This is a genomic window from Acidobacterium sp. FHG110202_01 (assembly GCF_059115305.1).
Map to the genome: position 1 here is coordinate 387,110 of NZ_JBZYWJ010000002.1, position 19,300 is coordinate 406,409.

Consider the following 19,300-nt stretch of genomic DNA (forward strand, 5'->3'; position numbering starts at 1 on the left):
TATGTCCGATGCACGCTCTCAGATCGAGCACTTTCAACAACAGCGTGAATTACTCGAACGCGCACTGAATTCCGCACCAGAGACAAGTTTCGAGAACGGCATTCCCGGCAAATGGAGCGCGCGCGAACACTTTGCGCATCTGGCACGTCACCAGGGGATTTTTCTCGATCGCATCCACAGAATCCTTGATGAAGAGAAGCCAGCGCTTCCTTCGTATGTCGCAGAAAAGGATGAACACTGGCCGGAATGGAGCCGGTTGCCCCTGAAGGAAATCGCAGCACGATGGACAGAACAACGCTCCACCTTCATCGCTCTGCTTCAAACACTTCATCCTGATCAATTTCTCCGTATCGGAACTCATTCATCGATGGGAGACTTGACTTTAACTAAGTGGCTGGATTTCTTTCTCGTCCACGAAGGTCACCACCTATACTCAATCCTGAAACTCATACACAGGAGAAGTACGTGAAATTACGATGCATCATTGCGCTTTGTGTTTTATTTCCTCTTGCTGTTTCTGCTCTCGACCGCCAGCCCGCTTCCGACTACCACGCGCGCCGCGTTGCTCTTGCCGGCAAGCTGAATGGCGGCATCGCCGTCCTCTTCGCCGCCAATGAACCGCCGCTCGAATATATGGAATACCGCCAGGATGAGGACTTCTACTACTTCACCGGATGGAACGAACCCGGCGCCGCGCTGCTCATTGAATCTCCAGTCGAAGCCCAGGGATCGCACCCAGCACGTCCCTACCGCGAAATTCTGTTCCTGCCCACGCGCAATCTGCGCATGGAACTCTACACCGGAGTGAAGCTCGACGCGGCTACACCGAATGCGCCGCAGATCGCAGGCGTTGATGAAGTTAAATCCATGAGCGATCTCGCTGTCACTCTCAACCAGGTTGCAACAGAGAATCGCACAGCCCTTTACCGCATCTGGTCACAACCGGACATGGACCAGGCCAAATCGCTTCTTGCCTGGACTGCGACCACGCTCGGCATGGACAGTGCACCGCATTTCTCTGACGTGCACACGCTGGCATTGCAACTGCGCTCCACCAAAGATGCAGGCGAGTTGGCTTTGCTGCACAAGGCCGCCGATGCTTCCGTTGCCGCGCAGCTTGCCATGATGAAGTCCGTGCATCCCGGCCAGAAGGAGCGCACCGTCTCCGGCATCATCACTGAAAAGCTGATGGAGAACGGCTGCGAGCGTCCATCCTACCCGTCCATCGTCGGTTCAGGAGAAAAATCGACGGAGCTGCATTACTCTGAAAACAGTCAGATCATGAAAGACGGCGATGTGGTCGTCGTCGATGCAGCCGGTGAGTATTCGATGTATGCATCCGACATCACGCGCACCGTTCCCGTCAGCGGACACTTCACTGCCCGCCAGCGCGAGATTTATGACATCGTCCTCGGAGCGCAGAAAGCAGCAATGGAAGGCTTCGTCGCCGGCAAATCACACTTGAACGATCCGCAGCACAAGTACGCTGACTCACTCGACACCATTGCCTGGAACTATATGAATGCCCACGGCAAAGACCTGCACGGCGAGCTGCTGGGCAAATACTTCATTCACGGAATCGGCCACTCCGTCGGCATCGACGTGCATGATCCATACGATTACTCGCAGCCCATCCAGAAAGGCACAGTCTTCACCATCGAGCCGGGCATCTATATTCCTGAGGAAAAAATCGGCGTGAGAATCGAAGACACCTTCTACGCCAATCCAGATGGCAAGCTTGAATGCCTCAGCTGCGCGCTGCCTAAGGAAGCCGCCGAGGTAGAAGCAACGATGCGCGAAAAATGAAGCCCATCGCGCAATCTTTCCTGGCCATTCTCGCCGGATTCATCACCATCATCGGCCTGTCCGGAATTGCCGCCGCATTTCTGAAGCGCTTCGAAGAAGATGGGCCGCTTGATCCGCTCATAATGGCCGTGAACGTCGGCATAGGGCTGGTGACCTCCCTGCTCGGCGGCTACGTCGCTGCGCGTTTCGCCCAGGGCAATCCGCTGGTGCACGCCCTCATGCTGGCATTCGTAGTTCTGTTCTTCAGCGGATTCTCAGCCGTGCAGATGAAGAGCAGGCAGCCCGTCTACTATCTGCTCGTCATCACAGCGATTCCCCCGCTCGCGGTTTTATGTGGAGGACTGCTGCGCCTGCGGCAGCTCGGAGTTCATTGGTAAAAAAATAAAGGGCGGAACTCTGTCCGCCCTTTACAATTTTTCTTCAATTCTCCGCTTCCTAAAAGCGAATACCAAAAGTCACAGGAATCAAGCTTGAGGTTCCTGAGCCATATGGGTCTTGGTTGCTGGCGACCGGAGAATCCACCCAGGTATATCGGACCTCAGTAAACAGTTTTGCGTTGCTGTCTTCTCCGAAGGCTTTCCAGTAGAACCCAACTCCGATATTCAGGCCGCCCTGGTTGCTCGAGGAGTGAGCGATGGTTGTCGGAAAGTAGCCTTCATAGCAGAAGTAATAGCAGTTGATTCCCAACACCGGCGCGGTGAAGTTCGTAACCTTGCGGTAAAAGCCGCCACCGCCGGTCACATAGGCACCTGCATTAGCTGATACAGGGAGATAGTAGATCGGCTCGATAGTGAACGACCATATATTCACGTTGCCACCAAAAGGCGTAGACGATCCACTATCGATGGCAAGCTGTGTCAGCGTGCTTCCAGGGATTTTATCGCGGTTGAAGTTGTACTCCAGCAAGGTGCCGAAATGTTTCGTAAAGTTCCATCCCGCGCCGAGCCTCAGGTTGTATCCGTAGGTCTCCCAGCCATGCGTAGTGTTGCCTACCGGAGCCGTGAATCCACCGCCGCCTACAAAAGCAAGGTGACTCCACTTGCTCTGGTATGTGGGATAGGTGCTGCGCGTCTGCCCATATTGTGGACTGGGTGAAGGATTGGGCGCCGCCGCGGGCGATGCGCCGTCGATATCTTCTCCGTTCAGAAGAGCCGTGTTGTCCGAAGACGACGAAGAAGCATTGGAAAAACTGTGACTGGTATCTTGTGCCCGGACAGAAAGTGGAAGCGAAGCCAGTGCGACAACTGAAAACGCAATGGCAATACGAAGGAATGACTTGCGCAAAGGACTCGAACCGACCACCATAAAAGTGCCCTCTTAAATTGAATTGGCGGAGGCTCGTGGGATGGCCTCCTGCACTTTCATTAACACCGTTCCCATGCTTTTGATTCGCAGGGCAATATATTTATCCCGTTACTAACTAATTACCCCCTGCCTCCATGCCGAAATCAGGGGGTAAGAATGCCGCTAAGCACAAAATATCAGTGAATATCGAATTGCTCCGGATGCAGTGTCGGATCGCTCTTGACGATGATCGTCTTGCCCGTCATCTCTTCCATTTCATTCAGCCAGCGGGCATTGCTGGCCTTGAGCGTCTTTACCACTTCCGGATTCACGCGCAGCAGCACATCGTTGCGCTCCAGGTGCTTCTGCATCTTGCGCATCTCGATGTAGATTTCGTTGCACACCGTCATCGGGCTCTTCACCATACCGGTGCCGGTGCAGATGGAGCAGGGTACGCTCAGCGTCCGCTCAAGCGATTGCTTCACGCGCTTGCGCGTAATCGCAACCAGTCCAAAGTCGTTAAACTGCAGCACCTTTGAAGGAGCACGGTCGTTCTTCAGCTCCTCTTCAAGCGCCTGCATCACCTTGTGGCGGTTCTTGCGCTCATCCATGTCGATAAAGTCGATCACGATGATGCCGCCCAGGTCGCGCAGGCGAATCTGCCGCACGATCTCCGGAATCGCATCGAGGTTCGTCTTGAGAATCGTGTCTTCAAGCCGCGCCGTCTTGCCGACATACTTGCCGGTGTTGATATCGATCGCAACCAGCGCTTCCGTCTGGTTGATGACGATCGAGCCGCCGGACTTGAGCCACACCTTCGAGCGCAGCGCTTTGGTAATTTCGTCCTGAATGCCGAACTGCTCGAAGAGCGGCGTCTCCTTGGTGTAGAGCTTCACACGCCGCACCAGCGATGGCTGGAAGCGGTTCAGGAAGCGCACGATGCGCTCGTACTCGCTCTCACTGTCGGCCCAGATGGTCGAGAAGTTGTTGCTCACCTGGTCGCGCAGCACGCGCTCCACCAGGTTCAGGTCGTGATAGATCAGCGCCGGGGCCTTCGCGTCATCGGAACGCTGCTTGATGTCATTCCACAGGTTGATGAGGAAGCGCAGATCAGCGCGCAGCTCGTCTTCGCTCGCGCCTTCGGCTGCAGTGCGGACGATGAATCCGCCGGAAGCCGTTCCCTTCTCGCTGATCAGAATGCGCTTCAGGCGATAGCGCTCATCGTCGGAAGCAATCTTCCGCGAGACGCCGACATGATTGACTGTCGGCATAAAGACCAGGAAGCGTCCGGGCAGCGCAATGTGGCTGGTGATGCGCGCGCCCTTCTTTGCGATTGGCTCCTTGGCAATCTGAACGAGAATTTCCTGTCCAGGCTTGAGCAGCTCGGTGATCGCCGGCATGTTGGTCACCTGCGCAGTAGCGCGCCGCATGCCTCCACCACCCTGACGGCGGCGGTTATGGCGTCCACGTCCGCGACGGCGCTCACGCTGCTCCTGCGGACGGCCCTCTGTCGCTACGCGGGTCTCCGCGTCAGCCGTGCCTTCCTCTTCCTCGACATCCTCGTCCTCTTCTTCCTCGACGTCCTCATCGGAATCCTCTTCCTCTTCCGTCTCCTCGGCAAGCGCACCCTCAGGGCCGAAGTGCACGCGCTGATTGATGTGCAAATCGCGCACCATCGCTCCCAGGTCGGTGCCGTTGATCTCCTGGTGGTTCAGCGTCTCTTCTTCCAGCTCTTCGAGGTCATGCTCATCGGCATGCGCATGGATCGGCTCGAAGTCATACTCTTCTTCATCGATAACTTCTTCTTCGACCAGCCCCGCGCCGGGTGCGAAGTCATGGCTGTGAAGAGAATTTTCTTCCTCCGTTACAGCCGCACCGTGCTCCGGAGCCTGCGCTTCATCCTCTTCCTGAAATTCAACTGAGTATGAAGGCTCGGCCTGTACCGGCTCAGCCGCGACTTCTTCTGTAACTGTGTCAGGCACAAAATGCACATGCGCCTCGACGGGAGCCGTATGCTCTTCCTGCTCCACTTCTTCGGAATGCTGCGCGGTCTCGGATTCTTCTAAAACGCTGGAGACACGAAACTCGCTCGGAGCAACTGGATCAACACGATGTGATGCCGAAGCATGCTCCGGCTCATACTCGCGGACTTCCTCTACAACCTCGACGGGCGCGTGATGCTTGGCAGGCGCTGATTCCTGGGAAGCCTCTGGCTCTGATGAAACTTCGATTGCAGGTTCCTGCACTTCAGGTGTAACAGCTTCCGGCGCCTCGGGAGTAACTGCCTCAGGGAAAACCTTCGTCGTCTCGGCTTCTTCTATTGCAGGAATCTCCGGAACAATCGCAGCAGCCTCACCCGCCGGCACCGATGCCTCAACCTCGTGATGAGCAGGGCGCCACGCGCGCGACTCACCCGGCAACAGCGAGTTGCCGTCCCATGCAATCGGCCCTTCGATCAGAGTGGAAGGCTTCGATGTGGAAACCATCGGCTTGGGCGCAGCATGCGCCGTCGTTTCGCTGGCCGCCGGCTTGCCGCCGTACTTCGACAGCGACTCGCCCGGCAGAAGAATCGGCGAATGCGAAGTGGAAATGCCGCCTGGTGCTCCGTGCTCTGGTAGCGGAGTCGGTTCAGCCGAGATGCTTTCCTCTACGGCTTCCTGTGATTCGATGTGCCCGTTGCCTTCGTGGGCATGAGGATAGCGGTTGTTGTCGCGACCACGCCGTCCGCGGCGGCCTCTCCAGCGGCGGGTGCCTTCTGGAGAATGTTCGCCGTTATGCGACTCTTCGGTTTCCTCCGCTTCGTTCGTGCTCACTGTGCCAGGACCGGCCTCGCGAGACTGAGGCGCCCGCTGCGGCGGCCCGCCGATGCCCTCAAAGTCAGCTGAGTCTTCCTGCTCTTCAAGAAAATCCGTGACGTAGAGAAATGCGTCACGTTCGAGTCCGAGGTCCACAAATGCCGACTGCATGCCGGGCAGGACCCGCGTCACGCGTCCTTTGTAGATCGAACCAGCTAGGGTGTATTCGTTTTCGCGCTCGTAGTAAATCTCTGCGAGCTGATCATCTTCTAAAATCGCAAGCCGCGTCTCATGCGGCGTGCTGGAAATGCAAATTTCTTTTGCCATGCTGCCTCTCTTGCCCGCCGGCTCTTACGGCCCTAGGGCAATTGGTCGAGGCAGATTACACCGGAAAACCGGACGAGACCAGAGATGACAATGAGATGGCCATACTCCACCGGAATTCATGTTGCCGCGGCCCGTCTCCAGGAGGCGACTTGTGAAAGGGATGGATTGTTTCGGGAAGGCAATCTGGGCGCAGAGATTTTGTGACCGCTTCAGCCAACTCAACCGGCGGGGCCGTTACCCGTCTCAGCGCGCTCATTCCTTGGTCCTGACCGGCCCGGCGATCCGCCTCGGCCGGTTAATAGTTAAACTTCCTGAACTTCCTTTACTGGCTCCCGCAAACTGGCGAGAGTCACTGAAAATAAACCTTTTATGCCTTCAGTTCACGAAGCGGCTCATTCGCACATTCATCACCATGCCCAGAGCCAGAAACGTGAACAGCACCGACGATCCCCCGTAACTCATTAACGGTAAAGGAATTCCGGTAACTGGCATCAGCCCGATCACCATGCCGATATTGACCGCGATCTGAAAGATCAGTACGGCCACCACGCCCATCACAATGAACGTTCCCGGCAGGTCGGCGGCTGTTTGAGCGTTTTGAATCAAACGCATCAATATTAAAAAGTATAGCAGCAAGACGATCACCGCGCCGATAAACCCATGTTCCTCACTGTATGCGGCGAAAATAAAGTCGGTATACGGAATCGGCAGAAAGTCGCCCTGCGTCTGTGTGCCCTTTGCCGCCCCCCGGCCAGTCACACCGCCATCGCCCACGGCAATCAGTGACTGGCGAATCTGGTAGCCCGTACCCCGCGGATCGTCATCCGGGTTCATAAAGCTCGTCAGGCGGGCCTTCTGGTAGGGCTTCAATAGCTTGCCGCTCTTCCACACCACGCCCACCGCCAGCAGGCCGACCAGCAGAATGATTCCCCCCTTCTTCCAGTCAATGCCGCCCAGAAACAGCCCCAGCAGCAGCACCGGCGAATACGTCAGCGCCGTCCCCAGATCAGGCTGCTTCAGAACCAGCAGCATCGGCACGCCCACCAGCGCCATGGCCTTGAAGATGTCCTGCCAGGTCAGTTCCCTGCCTACCAGATTGGCGAAATATCGCGCCACAGCGACAATCAGCACCAGCTTGACCCACTCCGATGGCTGGAAGTGCGCTCCCCCGGGAAGCTTGATCCAGCGCTTGCCGCCATTCACCCTCGTTCCCACGGCAAGCACGGCAATCAGGGCAACAATGCAGAAGCCGTAAATCCAGTGGATGAAATCGAGCAACCGATGATAATCGATCAGCGAGACGATAAACATCGCCACCAGCCCGCCCATCAGCCACAGAATCTGCATCTTGTGGAAGCCCACAAACTTTGTATGCATCGTAGCGCTGTAGATTTCGAGAATGCTGATGATCGAAAGGATCATCACGAACCCCAGCAGGGTCCAGTCGAAATCCTGAAAGGAAAGAAAACGCCGCATTAAGGCACCTTCGCCGCAGCCACCGTCGCCGGCACATTCAGATAAAAATGGCCGCCCCACATGGCGTCTGGATTATGGTTGTCCGGGAGCACAGGCTTGCCGCCCAAGTTGTTCTCTTCGCCAGGATTCGTCCACAGCGCGCCCACATCCACCGTCGCCGGGCTCTTCGCAATCAGGTTGTTGTTCAGCCGCCGCTGCTTGGTTACATAAGCGGAAATCACTTGCGCCGCCAGGCGTCCGGCAAGCGTTCCATGTTCGCCGCCTTCAAATAACGTGCAGACCACAATGTCCGGATTGCGCCGTGGCGCGAACCCGACAAACCAGGCATTGTCGTTCATCGAATGCGCGTGTCCCATTCTGGCTGCCAGCTGATTACTCATCGTCTGCGCGCTGCCTGTCTTACCGGCAAAATCAATGCCTTCGAGGTGCGCGCTCGAGTCCGTGCCGCCCGGCGCCATCACCTGCGTCATGGCGTCGGTAATCGTCTGCCAGCTTGCAGGATCTATCGAAACCCGCTGCTCTCCGGTCCCGGGAAAACTCTCGTACATGGCCTTGCGATAGTCCGGCGAAAGCTCATCTGGAAACACAATATGCGGGCGTTTCAAAACACCACCCGAAGCGATGCCGCCGATAGCACGCGCCATTTGGATTGGCGTCGCTGCCACTGCTCCCTGCCCGATACCAACCGAGATTGTCTCGCCCGCAAACCACTTCTGATGGAAGTTTTTCATCTTCCATTCTTCTGATGGCATCGTGCCCGCAACTTCACTGGGCAGGTCTACACCTGTCTTCTGCCCCAGCCCGAAGGCGTGCGCCCACTTCGCGATCCGGCTGATGCCCAGCTTTTCGGCCAGCGTGTAGAAGAAAACGTCACAGGACTGGTAAATAGCCCGCGTGATGTTCACATCTCCATGTCCACTGTGGACCCAGCACTTGAAGTAGCGGCCATAAAAGCTTGCGCCGCCCGAGCAATGCACCTTCATGTCCTGAGCCACGCCCTCTTCAAGACCGGCCGCCGCCATGATGATCTTGAAGGTCGATCCGGGAGCAAGCTGCGCCTGAATCGCTTTGTTCAGCAGCGGATGCTCAGGATCGGTAATCAGCTTGTTCCACTCATCGCGCCCGATGCGAACAGCAAAAGCATTGGGATCGAAGACCGGCCGGCTCACCATTGCTAGAATCTCGCCCGTGTGCGGATCCATAGCGATAATCGAACCGTTGTGGCCCTGCAGCGCATTCTCCGCTGCACGCTGGATATCAATGTCAATCGTCAGCTTCAGGCTCTTGCCCGGAACAGGATGCTCGGTGCCCAGCTTGCCCACTTCACGTCCGTGGCTGTCGACAATCACATCGCGCGAACCATCCTGCCCGCGCAGAACCGCGTCATACGACTGCTCTATGCCCGACCTGCCCACCACGTCGCCCGGTTCATAGTAGGCATACTTCGGGTCATTGTTCAGCATGTCTTCGCTGACCTCGCCCACATACCCGATCAGGTGCGCCGCAAATCCATCTTTGGGATACAAACGCCGCTGCACCTCGACCGTTTCCAACTCAGGAAACTCGTCGCGGTGGGCTTCCAGAAACTCCTCCTCATCGGGAGTGATGTCCTGCTTGAGCGGCAGAGGCTGGTACTTGGGCGCAGTCTGATACTTCTTCAGAATCGCGTCGATCTGGTCGACCGTCATGTGCAGACCGCGCGCAATGATCGGCAGATCGGCCATGTAGTCATGGCCCTGCTCACGCACCAGAAAGCAGGAAACAGAAGGATAGTTGTCGACCAGCAGCCGCCCTTCGCGGTCGAAGAGCTTGCCGCGCGGCGCGAGAATAGGAACCTTGCGGATGCGGTTAGCCTGGGCTAGCGCATGATAGTTTTCCGCGCCTACCACCTGCAGCCGCCAAAGCCCGAAGATCAAAACCAGAAAAACGCCCACGATGACGTACTGGACGACCGTCAGTTTAAAGGATGGGAGCTTCTCTTCCCGGATGAGCATGGTCAGTGACTTCGCAGCCCGCATCACAGGCTGCTTTTAGGATACCCGCAAATGCCCGCTATGCGCTCATCAAAGACGTTACTGATTGAATGCAGAATTCCGTATTGGGATCTAGTTCTGGTAGACCTGAAACTGAATGCCTCCGAATTTGTAGGAAGCCTCAGACGAAAACAGTTCGCAGCCAGCAAATACGTCCTTGTGCAAGGGAGTACTGTAAATGAGCCAGAGCTTGCGTGGATGTTCTTGCAGCGAGCGGCGCAGGTTGGCCAGAAAGTCGACCATTACCGGCCGATCAAAGGGATTGAAGAGGAAAAGCACGCTTTCATCCGGGCTGAACCTGTAACTAGTCGCATCGGCTTCGATGATTTCTACAGCCCCTGAAAGGATCTTCCCTTTCTGTGAAAAAATATCGACGTTTTTCCGTGCGGTCTGGCAAAGTTTGCCGGAGAACTCAATACCGACCGCCCGGCGAAAACCATACTGCGACGCGATAATTGGCACTCGGCCTTTTCCAGCTCCGACATCCACAAACGTGCAGTCTCGGGAGAGGTCAAGCTCTCTGAAAAGCTTCAACAAGGGTCTGGCTTTTGTCACCCGATAATTGGCCGAATAGTGCAGATGGGCGGCGTCGACACCAAAATCTTCCCGCCTCATAAATCTGGCGGTATCGGTTCCGTGCATCCAGTCAAAATGCAGGTCAATGATAACGTTGAGAGCGATCTGAGCGGTCTGAATCAGGCCTTTCTTCTGCACACTCTTTGCCGCCCAAAGGATCGGGTTCCGCGATCTCATTCGTAATTATTTATTATTTCTGGATTGTTTTCGAGCTTTTAGTTTCGAGTCATGTCCTGGGCCGATCGGTCTGTTCCAACGATCAGAGAGCATTTCAGCCAGTCCTCAATTAGGAATGGCATGATCCGCCACCACATCCTCCCCGGCCCATATCCGCTTCTGTGTCCACGCCTTCGCCGGGGCCGTCCAGAAAGGATCACCCGGCGGCAGCCCCAGGTGCAGCAGCCCTACCGCGCAGAGATAAAGGCTCCCGGTAGAGATATATCCCTCGCCAATCCGCGCCTGATGCCCCACTGACCCAATCTGCAGCCAGCCATGCGAATCAAACGTCCCCGGAGCTTCAATCATCCGGTGCACCACCGCTGTCAGCGCCGAGCGTACCGCGCCCGGATCGAGCGGTTCGGGAAGCTGGTGCATCAGGGCCATCTGTGAAAGTACCTGAAACGCGCCAAACCGGTATGCGCTCGACCGTCCCAGCACAGGAAACGTCCCGTCCGGAGCAATCAGCCTCTCCTGAATCACCGCATAACGCCTCGCCCGCTCCAGCTCCTCGTCATAGAGCTTTCCCAGCGGATGCTGCTTCTCCCGGCAAATTGCTAGCACTTCCAGCAGCATGGGATGGATGACATAGCTGTTGTAGTAATCCCAGTGGAAATGCGCGCCGTCGCCATAAACACCGTCGCCCTTGTACCACTCCATGTGCTTGTTGACGGCGGTTTCGATCGGTCCGGTGTTGCATTCGCCGGTGAATTCCCACAATGCCGCCTCGATCGTCGCGCTGAAGAGCAGCCAGTTGTTTTCACCCGGACGAATCACCCGCGATGCCTTGAAGGCCGCAATCACATTTGCCCGGTCTGTTTCGGACAGGTTCCCCCACAGCTGCTTGGGCGCGCGCAGCAGAGCCAGCGCCAGAAATGCAGTGTCAACCAGCGGCTGCGAGCCCTTGTCGAAATTCATGTAGTCGGGCGATTTCGGATCGACAGCATGTGAAATTCCCTTGACCGCGAGCTGAATATATTTCTGCCGCAGCCTGCCTTCCTGAGTGCCGTCCGGCCCAAGCTCCAGCCAAGGAGCCATCCCTGCCAGCAGCCTGCCCAGCGCTTCGAGATGCGTATACTCAGCGCGCCCCGGAGGTCCTTCGACCGGCATCGCCTGTTTCAGCCGGTTCTCGCTCAAAGCCGTAAGCACAGGATCGGCAAGACGCTGCATCACTGCAATAGAATATGCACGATCATCTGCGCCTGCTGTCTGTGCCTTTGCCCCAATCAGGTATGAAAAGCAAACGATAAAAACACTGACCTGCCGCAACAGAAACAAGAGTCTGTCCATCCTGAGACCTGAGTGTAATCAAGACAAGAGGATGGAGCGGTCTGAAAAACCTCATCTATACCGGAAAGAGAGATTGCCGCTGCGATCCGATCCACACATGGGTGCCCCATCCTGACGCAGTCAGGGTGGGAGGTTCGCAGGATGCATGGTCACCGCAAATATAAAGAGAGTAAAGTGTATTTCCTGAGCCCTGAGCGCTGCGCCCTGTGGTTCAATATTCCCGCTGCCGCGTCCGGTCCAGCAGCACAAACAACGCCACCGCCACCAGCGAATTAATGGCCGCGCGCACCAGCTCGTGCAGCCAGCCCCACACCACAGGCTGAGCCAGCAGACGCCGCACCAGCAGCCAGTACATGCCGCTGTGCAGCATCACAAAGCAGAAGGTCAGAATCACGCGCGTGCTGTGGTTTTCCGTGTCAATGCGCACGCCCAGCGAGGCCGCAAGATACCCGATGATCGACTTGCAGATGCCGAAAATCCCCAGCGGCTGGCGCGTCAGTGCATCCTGCACAATACCGATGAGCGCGCCCGTGATCGTCCCGGCAACCGGATGCCGGTGCGAGATGGCAAAGTAAATCGTCACCAGCAGCGGCAGGTCGAGAATATCGAAGCGGTGGAAGTGCAGCGAGACAAATGACTGCAGCCCCAGCGCCAGCAGCGGCGCCAGGAACATCACCCAAAGAGGGTGCGATTGTATTTCAGAATCCCGGCGTGCCGCCGTGCCGATCATGCTCATCGCTGTGGATTCCCCTGCGGCTGGGCCGGCTGCTGGGCAGGCGGGGTAGGCTGCGGCTTCGGTTTGGGCTTCATCGTTGTTGGCGGGCGGCTGCCGTCATCGGGAACCAGTTCCGGCCCCTTGCGCTGCGGAGCAGCCGTCGGAGGTTTCTGTCCAGCCGGAGCTGTCGTAGACGCCGGAGGCTTCTGCCCTGCCTGACCTGGAGGCGTCGAAACTCTTTGTCCAGTCGGAGCTGCGGTAGATGGAGAAGACGGAGGCGTTACTGGCTTCTTCACAGCACGCATCGGACCATCGGTAACAATCGTGGTCCTGGGCACAGCCGGACTGGCTGGCGTCTGCTGCTGAGTCTGACTGGCCGGAGTCTGCGAACTCGTTGCAGTATGAGCCGGCCGCCCCGCCAGATTATCCGCATTGTCGATAGAAGGCCTGCTCGCCGGCTTCGCAGCATTGTCTGTCGAAGGACGGCTGGGAGGTTTCGTCGCGCCATCCTGCAAAACTACAGGGGCACGCTCCGTAGTTGCCGGAGCACGAGTCGCTCCGTTGCCATCCGGCGTCTCCGAAGGCGCAGGGTTCGTCTTCATCGTCGGCGGCGGACGGCTGCCGTCATCAGGAACCAGCTCTGCTGCCTTCTTTTTTGCCGCTGCCACCGCAGCTGCAGCCGCGGCAGCGGTTTCAGTCGAATCCCCATTGCTGGGCGGCGTAACGGTATGTGGCTTAGGCGCGCTGGCCTTATCACCTGAGCCCTGGAGCTGCGGCACTGACCTCGCTCCAGGAGTCAGGCTCGTGGCCGCGGGAGTCGTGTTGGGAGAATAATGATCCGGATGCAGGGCTACCGGTGGTTGCAGAGGCCGCGCAATACCGCCATCTGCCTCGGAAGCGCTGCCGCTAGCAGCCTGCTCGCTCTTCGGATTATCCGGATCGATGCGGGTCGGCAGCCGCTCCGCCAGAATCTCCGAGGCGTTCAGCTGTTCCACATCAGCAATCGCCTGGCTCTGAATCAAATCAAGCTTTTGTTTCGGAGTAATGGTAGGACCCGTATCCGTCACCACCAGAACCTCTTCCAGGCGCGCCAGGTTGGCTGCCGGACGAATCACCACATCCACCAGCGGATCGCGCTCCGGATCGACGACCACGCGGTCGACCACGCCCACGGCCAGCCCGCGCGGATAGATCTGGTCGCCGCCGCTCGTAAGCACGCGCTCCCCGGGCTTGATGCGGTCATCCGGCATCACGCCCACCACCTGCGGCTGGCCTAGCGTGTTGCCGCGCAGCACGCCGCGGATGCGCGTATCGGCAAGGATGACGCCTGCTCCGCTGGTCGAGTCGTTGATCTCAAGCACCTGGCTGGTATGCGGGAACACCTCGCGCACCCGCCCGACTATACCGTCCGGCGTAATCACCGGCATATCGACGGCAAGTCCGTCTTTGGCGCCCTTATCGATGTATAGGATGCGGGACTGATCCACCCCAGATGTGCCGATAATCTGCGCCGGCAGTGTCTTGTAGATGTACTTTTCCTTGAATGCGAGCAGTTGCTGGAGCCGCTGGCCCTGGCGCGCATCTTCGGCCACTCCGCCCTGCTCGATGCGCAGACGCTTCAACTCTGCCTGCAGGTCTTTATTTTCCTGCCGGACATGGATGAGGTCGATGTAATTTTCCCAGACGCCGAGGATTCCGCTGCCGACCCAATGGAGCAACCGCTCCGGCGGCGAAACCAGGCTGATCGCCCAGTACCGGATCAGGCGCACACCGCCCGCATCAGGCTGCGCGTGCTCCTTGGGCAGAGGACGCCGCACCTGCACAGCCACCCCGATCACCTGCACCAGCAGCACTACGATCAGGACCAGGGCATTCTTATAACGGCTGAAGAAAGATTCCATGATTCTGACGATTTACAGTGCCTGATCCTTAATATTGTGGACTGCCCACGAAACGGTGCACAACTAGTCAATCTTGATCTTACGCAGCAAACGGAAATCACTGAGCATTTTTCCTGTGCCCAGAACCACGCTGGCTAACGGGTCGTCGGCAATCGAAACCGGCAGTCCGGTCTCTTCGCGGATGCGCTTGTCCAGGTTCTTGAGCAGCGCCCCTCCGCCAGTTAGTACGATGCCGCGATCGCTGATGTCGGCGGAAAGTTCCGGCGGGGTTCGCTCCAGAGCCACCCGGATGGCGTTCATGATAGTGGCGATGCACTCGCCCAGGGCCTCGCGTATCTCGCTGTCATCAATGGTGATGGTCTTGGGCACGCCCTCAATCAGGTTGCGCCCCTTGATCTCCATGGTCAGCGGCTTTTCCAGCGGATAGGCCGAGCCGATCTCCAGCTTGATCTGCTCCGCGGTGCGCTCGCCGATCAGCAGGTTGTATTTGCGCTTGAGGTAGTTCATCACCGCCTCATCCATCTGGTTGCCGGCCATGCGTACCGACCGCGAATAGACGATGCCGGCCAGCGAGATGACCGCAATATCGGTGGTTCCGCCTCCGATATCGACGACCATATTGCCGCTCGGCTCGGTGATAGGCAGACCGGCGCCGATCGCGGCCACCATCGCCTGCTCGACAAGAAATACTTCGCTCGCCTTGGCGCGATAGGCCGAGTCCTCGACCGCGCGCTTTTCCACCTGCGTGATCTCGGAAGGCACGCCGATCACAATGCGCGGATGCACCAGCATCTTGCGGTTGTGCGCCTTCTGGATGAAGTAATTCAGCATCTTTTCCGTAACCTTGAAATCGGCGATCACGCCGTCCTTCATCGGCTTGATGGCGACAATATTGCCCGGAGTACGGCCCAGCATCTCCTTGGCCTCTTTGCCTACTGCCTCAACCTCGCCCGTGTTCTTATTGATGGCGACAATAGAAGGCTCATTGACCACAATGCCCTTGCCTCGGGCATAAACAAGAGTATTGGCAGTACCCAGATCGATCGCGAGATCACTGGAAAATACACTGAACAGCGAGCGCACACCGTGCGACCGCGAAGAGCGTGAGGAGAAACCGTTCGATGACATGGAAAAGATGCTTTATAAGGAACTCGACTTCATTGTAAGGCCTATGGGCATTTACCGTACCGTAACGGCATCTGGAAACTTAGGATTTTCTAAGGAAATTTGCGGGAATAGTAATCTCGTAAGTTCACTGTGTAGAAACCATGACGATAAAAAATTTCCAATGCAGTCATCAGAAATCTCCCGCACACTGTAACCGTAGCCGCATCTGAGCGTCTCCTGGGAAAAGCATGGCAACGTTACCGCAAGTCCGTCTCCTCGCCGTCATCGCATGCCTCGCGTTTCTAGGAATTCAATTCATCCGGCCTGTGCTTAAAAATCCTCCAGTCACCGCAGAAATTCAGGCTCCGCCGGAAGTGAAACAGATCCTCAGGAACTCCTGCTACAACTGCCATTCGAACGAAACAAAGCTGCCCTGGTTCGATCAGATTGCGCCCGCCTACTGGATTGTCACCAGTGATGTGAACGAAGCCAGAAAACACCTGAATTTCTCTGAGATCGGCAAGCTGCCCGCCGCACAGCAGAAGGGCGCGCTCTTTGAAGCCGTCAACATGATCCAGCTCGGCGCCATGCCTCTGCCCTCCTATGTCCGCGTGCATCCCCGAGCAGCCATCACGCCGGAACAGTTGGTCGTGCTGCGCGCCTGGCTCCATCCGCCGTCGCCTCCTAAAGCAGCCGCTCCGGAAAATGTAAGCGCCTCCGACGCGCAATATCAGCAATGGGTCCAGAACGGCAACAAGCAGGCATCGAACGTACAGCCAACGCTCAACGGCATCGCTTTCCTGCCCGATTACAAGAACTGGAAGGCCATCAGCAGCACCGACCGCTGGGACAACAACACCATGCGCGTCATCCTGGGCAATGACATTGCCGTCAAGGCAATTGCCGAAGGCCACATCAATCCCTGGCCCGACGGCACCAGCTTCGCCAAGGTCGCCTGGCAACAGCAGCGCGATGACAAGGGCGTCGTGCACACCGGAGCATTCGTCCAGGTCGAGTTCATGATCCGCGACAGCCAGAAGTATGCGTCCACCAAAGGCTGGGGCTGGGCGCGATGGCGCAGAACCGACCTGAAGCCCTACGGAAAAGATGCAAACTTCACCGGCGAGTGCATCACCTGCCACATGCCCGTCCGCAGCAATGATTACGTCTACACGATGCCCATTCAGGGGCCTATCAAAGCGCAGGGAGGCCAGCAATGAGCGCACGCACAAATGCCGCGATTCTTTTCTGTACAACGCTGCTGGCAGGCATTCTCGGCTGCTCCAGTCAGAATCCACGCGTCGCCACAAAGCTCAATCAGGATGCCGCTCTGACAGCCGCGCTTCCCTTCAATCCCCTGCAGCAGAAAGTCATCACCTCCTGGATTGACAAGCAGAACTCCACCATGTCGACCCTCTACGGCAACGACATCGCCGTGCAATACGCGCGAACAAATTCACAGCATGATTACCCGACCGGCTCAGTCCTCTCGCTCGTCATCTGGAACCAGCAGGAAGACCCGCGCTGGTTTGGCGGAAACATCCCGGCTGCTCCCCAATCCGTCGAATTCGTCACGGTAAAGGCCGGCCAGTACCAGAAACCATCATTCTCTTACCAACAATTCGAAGGAACACCGCTGAAGCAGACCGCAGCCGTCGAAGGCCCTGCACCAAACAACCGCGCAGCCTGGCTTCTCGCACAGCGCGCCGCAGTCATGCCCTGAGAAGGAATTCTGTGCAACGGGCTTTAGCCCCTGAGGTTCAGTACTCGTTTCACGCTTTCAATCATCGGATGCGATATCCTTCTTAGTTTGGCTTATTTCGCAATCTCTGAAGGCAGATTCCATGTCCACAAAGCTCTACAAAAATCTGATCGGCGGTGAATGGGTCCCGGCAAAAACCGGCAAGACCTTCCTGAACATCAATCCCGCAAACAAGAACGACGTAGTCGGCGAATTCCAGTCCTCAGGCGCGGAAGACATCGATGCAGCCGTCAAGGCCGCCGAGCAGGCCTTCAAGACCTGGCGCCTCGTCCCTGCGCCGAAGCGCGCCGAAATCCTCTACCGCACCGGCCAGCTTCTCGAACAGCGCAAAGAGCAATACGCCAAGGACATGACCCGCGAAATGGGCAAGGTGCTCGCCGAAACGCGCGGCGACGTGCAGGAGGCCATCGACACCGCCTACTACATGGCCGGCGAAGGCCGCCGCCTCTTCGGCCAGACCACGCCCTCCGAGCTGCGGGATAAGTTCGCCATGTCCGTGCGCATGCCCGTCGGCGTCTGCGGCATGATCGCGCCCTGGAACTTCCCCATGGCCATCCCGTCGTGGAAGCTCTTCCCTGCCCTCGTCTGCGGCAACACCTGCGTCATCAAGCCGGCGGAAGACACGCCGCTCTCCACCTTCAACCTTGTGCAGACGCTCATCGAAGCCGGCCTGCCCAAAGGCGTCGTCAACATCGTCACCGGCTACGGCCCCGATGCAGGAGCGCCTCTGGTCGCGCATCCGGGCGTGCGCGCCATATCCTTTACCGGATCGAGCGAAGTAGGCCGCATCGTCGGCCAGACCGCAGCGGCAAACTTTAAACCGTGCTCGCTCGAAATGGGCGGCAAGAACGCCATGATCGTCCTCGACGACGCCAACCTCGACCTCGCGCTCGACGGCGCCGTCTGGGGAGCATTCGGCACCACCGGCCAGCGCTGCACCGCCACCAGCCGCATCATCCTGCACAAAAAAATCGCTGCCGAGTTCACGGAAAAACTGGTCGCGCGTGCCAAAGGGCTCAAGATCGGCGACGGCCTCGACGAATCCATTGAGATGGGCCCGCAGATCAACGAGCAGCAGATTGAGACATCGACAAAATACAGCGAGGTTGCGCAGAAGGAAGGTGCAAAGCTTTTGAGCGGCGGCAATCGACTCACCGAGGGCCCCTTCGCCAATGGGACATTCTTCGCGCCGACCGTTTTCTCCGCCGTCAGGCCCGAGATGCGCATCGCGCAGGAAGAAGTCTTCGGCCCGGTCATAAGCCTGATCGAAGCGGCAAGCTTCGACGAAGCCATCGAGATCGCCAACCGCATCCCGTACGGCCTGTCGACCGCGCTCTACTCGCGTGACGTCAACAAGGCATTCCGCGCCATGCGCGACCTCGAAGCCGGCATCACCTACATCAACGCACCGACCATCGGAGCTGAAGTCCACCTGCCCTTCGGCGGAGTGAAGCAGACCGGCAACGGCCACCGCGAAGGCGGCACCGGCGCACTCGATTTTTACACGACATGGAAGTCCGTCTACGTAGACTATTCAGACAAACTGCAACGCGCACAGATTGACTAGAGTTCGTTTTGTAATCTTTGAAGGGGCACGGCTTCAGCCGTGCCGTAAAAAGCAGCCAATATCGGGGCTTTAGCCCCTGAGGGAATAAGCAGCATCAATTGCTATCCTGTAGTCAGAGAATCTTGCAATGGAACCGCACATCGAGCAAAAACGTGAACAGATAGCTGAGCTCTGCCGCCAGTACCACGTCCGGCAGCTGGATATGTTTGGCTCAGGACTGCGCGATGACTTTGATCTGGAATACAGCGACCTTGATTTTCTTGTCGAATTCGAGCCATTGCCTTCAGGAACCTATGCAGACACGTACTTCGGTCTGATGGAAGCTTTGGCAAAGATCTTTGAGCGGCCAATAGATCTGGTCGTCGAATCTGCCATTCGCAATCCCTTCTTCCGCGAGAGTGTGGAGCGCAGCAAGGCCCTGCTCTATGCGGCTTGAGGTCGATAG

The 19,300-nt window shown here is 57.5% G+C and carries 16 protein-coding genes; 7 read left to right on the forward strand and 9 right to left on the reverse strand.

What is annotated here, in order from left to right; genetic code table 11:
* Position 1: 1 nt before the first annotated feature.
* Genes AC5S16_RS04920 through AC5S16_RS04930 form a run of 3 tightly spaced genes read left to right on the forward strand, consistent with a single transcriptional unit; the run spans position 2 to position 2,183 of the window.
* Positions 2–469 (forward strand): DinB family protein, encoded by a 468-nt coding sequence (locus tag AC5S16_RS04920; protein ID WP_493928915.1) that lies wholly within the window; start codon positions 2–4, stop codon positions 467–469.
* A complete protein-coding gene (locus AC5S16_RS04925; protein WP_493928916.1) occupies positions 466–1,806 on the forward strand; it encodes an aminopeptidase P N-terminal domain-containing protein in 1,341 nt (446 codons plus the stop codon). Before AC5S16_RS04920 ends, AC5S16_RS04925 begins: the two co-directional genes overlap by 4 nt.
* Positions 1,803–2,183 (forward strand): hypothetical protein, encoded by a 381-nt coding sequence (locus AC5S16_RS04930; protein ID WP_493928917.1) that lies wholly within the window; start codon positions 1,803–1,805, stop codon positions 2,181–2,183. Before AC5S16_RS04925 ends, AC5S16_RS04930 begins: the two co-directional genes overlap by 4 nt.
* 58 nt (positions 2,184–2,241) lie before the next feature.
* Here the strand turns inward: AC5S16_RS04930 and AC5S16_RS04935 are convergent, their stop codons facing one another.
* From AC5S16_RS04935 to AC5S16_RS04975, 9 genes are all read right to left on the reverse strand, one after another.
* Positions 2,242–3,111 (reverse strand): hypothetical protein, encoded by an 870-nt coding sequence (locus AC5S16_RS04935; protein ID WP_493928918.1) that lies wholly within the window; start codon positions 3,109–3,111, stop codon positions 2,242–2,244.
* A 176-nt stretch (positions 3,112–3,287) separates the two neighbouring features.
* Positions 3,288–6,212 carry an Rne/Rng family ribonuclease gene (locus AC5S16_RS04940; protein ID WP_493928919.1) on the reverse strand — a complete coding sequence of 975 codons (2,925 nt, stop codon included), beginning with the start codon at positions 6,210–6,212 and terminating at the stop codon, positions 3,288–3,290.
* Between the two features lie 375 nt (positions 6,213–6,587).
* Entirely contained in the window at positions 6,588–7,688 is a 1,101-nt protein-coding gene (gene rodA, locus AC5S16_RS04945) for a rod shape-determining protein RodA (protein ID WP_493928920.1), read from the reverse strand.
* Positions 7,688–9,706, reverse strand: a complete 2,019-nt coding sequence (gene mrdA, locus AC5S16_RS04950) for a penicillin-binding protein 2 (RefSeq protein WP_493928921.1) — start codon at positions 9,704–9,706, stop codon at positions 7,688–7,690. The genes rodA and mrdA overlap by 1 nt, the downstream gene beginning before the upstream one ends.
* An 87-nt stretch (positions 9,707–9,793) precedes the next feature.
* On the reverse strand, positions 9,794–10,435 hold the full coding sequence (locus tag AC5S16_RS04955; protein ID WP_493928922.1) for a class I SAM-dependent methyltransferase: 642 nt from the start codon (positions 10,433–10,435) through the stop codon (positions 9,794–9,796).
* A gap of 144 nt (positions 10,436–10,579) precedes the next feature.
* Entirely contained in the window at positions 10,580–11,803 is a 1,224-nt protein-coding gene (locus AC5S16_RS04960; RefSeq protein ID WP_493928923.1) for a DUF2264 domain-containing protein, read from the reverse strand.
* 211 nt (positions 11,804–12,014) lie between these two features.
* Positions 12,015–12,539, reverse strand: coding sequence for a rod shape-determining protein MreD (gene mreD / locus AC5S16_RS04965; RefSeq protein ID WP_493928924.1), 525 nt, complete (start codon positions 12,537–12,539; stop codon positions 12,015–12,017).
* A complete protein-coding gene (gene mreC, locus AC5S16_RS04970) occupies positions 12,536–14,419 on the reverse strand; it encodes a rod shape-determining protein MreC (RefSeq protein ID WP_493928925.1) in 1,884 nt (627 codons plus the stop codon). Before mreC ends, mreD begins: the two co-directional genes overlap by 4 nt.
* A gap of 63 nt (positions 14,420–14,482) precedes the next feature.
* On the reverse strand, positions 14,483–15,547 hold the full coding sequence (locus AC5S16_RS04975) for a rod shape-determining protein (protein WP_493928926.1): 1,065 nt from the start codon (positions 15,545–15,547) through the stop codon (positions 14,483–14,485).
* 227 nt (positions 15,548–15,774) lie between these two features.
* Here AC5S16_RS04975 and AC5S16_RS04980 point away from each other — a divergent pair, with 227 nt between their 5' ends.
* From AC5S16_RS04980 to AC5S16_RS04995, 4 genes are all read left to right on the forward strand, one after another.
* Positions 15,775–16,746 (forward strand): heme-binding domain-containing protein, encoded by a 972-nt coding sequence (locus tag AC5S16_RS04980; protein ID WP_493928927.1) that lies wholly within the window; start codon positions 15,775–15,777, stop codon positions 16,744–16,746.
* Positions 16,743–17,249 (forward strand): cytochrome P460 family protein, encoded by a 507-nt coding sequence (locus AC5S16_RS04985; protein ID WP_493928928.1) that lies wholly within the window; start codon positions 16,743–16,745, stop codon positions 17,247–17,249. The genes AC5S16_RS04980 and AC5S16_RS04985 overlap by 4 nt, the downstream gene beginning before the upstream one ends.
* Positions 17,250–17,370: 121 nt before the next feature.
* Entirely contained in the window at positions 17,371–18,855 is a 1,485-nt protein-coding gene (locus AC5S16_RS04990) for an aldehyde dehydrogenase family protein (RefSeq protein WP_493928929.1), read from the forward strand.
* 127 nt (positions 18,856–18,982) lie between these two features.
* Positions 18,983–19,291, forward strand: coding sequence for a nucleotidyltransferase family protein (locus tag AC5S16_RS04995; RefSeq protein WP_493928930.1), 309 nt, complete (start codon positions 18,983–18,985; stop codon positions 19,289–19,291).
* Positions 19,292–19,300 lie beyond the last annotated feature (9 nt).

Bases quoted from the DNA above. Each gene is read 5' to 3' on its own strand.
- AC5S16_RS04920 (WP_493928915.1), top strand. From the start codon at position 2: ATGTCCGATGCACGCTCTCAGATCGAGCACTTTCAACAACAGCGTGAA.
- AC5S16_RS04980 (WP_493928927.1), top strand. From the start codon at position 15,775: ATGGCAACGTTACCGCAAGTCCGTCTCCTCGCCGTCATCGCATGCCTC.
- mrdA (WP_493928921.1), bottom strand. From the start codon at position 9,706: ATGCGGGCTGCGAAGTCACTGACCATGCTCATCCGGGAAGAGAAGCTC.
- AC5S16_RS04985 (WP_493928928.1), top strand. From the start codon at position 16,743: ATGAGCGCACGCACAAATGCCGCGATTCTTTTCTGTACAACGCTGCTG.
- mreD (WP_493928924.1), bottom strand. From the start codon at position 12,539: ATGAGCATGATCGGCACGGCGGCACGCCGGGATTCTGAAATACAATCG.
- AC5S16_RS04995 (WP_493928930.1), top strand. From the start codon at position 18,983: ATGGAACCGCACATCGAGCAAAAACGTGAACAGATAGCTGAGCTCTGC.
- mreC (WP_493928925.1), bottom strand. From the start codon at position 14,419: ATGGAATCTTTCTTCAGCCGTTATAAGAATGCCCTGGTCCTGATCGTA.
- AC5S16_RS04930 (WP_493928917.1), top strand. From the start codon at position 1,803: ATGAAGCCCATCGCGCAATCTTTCCTGGCCATTCTCGCCGGATTCATC.
- AC5S16_RS04935 (WP_493928918.1), bottom strand. From the start codon at position 3,111: ATGGTGGTCGGTTCGAGTCCTTTGCGCAAGTCATTCCTTCGTATTGCC.
- rodA (WP_493928920.1), bottom strand. From the start codon at position 7,688: ATGCGGCGTTTTCTTTCCTTTCAGGATTTCGACTGGACCCTGCTGGGG.
- AC5S16_RS04960 (WP_493928923.1), bottom strand. From the start codon at position 11,803: ATGGACAGACTCTTGTTTCTGTTGCGGCAGGTCAGTGTTTTTATCGTT.
- AC5S16_RS04940 (WP_493928919.1), bottom strand. From the start codon at position 6,212: ATGGCAAAAGAAATTTGCATTTCCAGCACGCCGCATGAGACGCGGCTT.
- AC5S16_RS04990 (WP_493928929.1), top strand. From the start codon at position 17,371: ATGTCCACAAAGCTCTACAAAAATCTGATCGGCGGTGAATGGGTCCCG.
- AC5S16_RS04975 (WP_493928926.1), bottom strand. From the start codon at position 15,547: ATGTCATCGAACGGTTTCTCCTCACGCTCTTCGCGGTCGCACGGTGTG.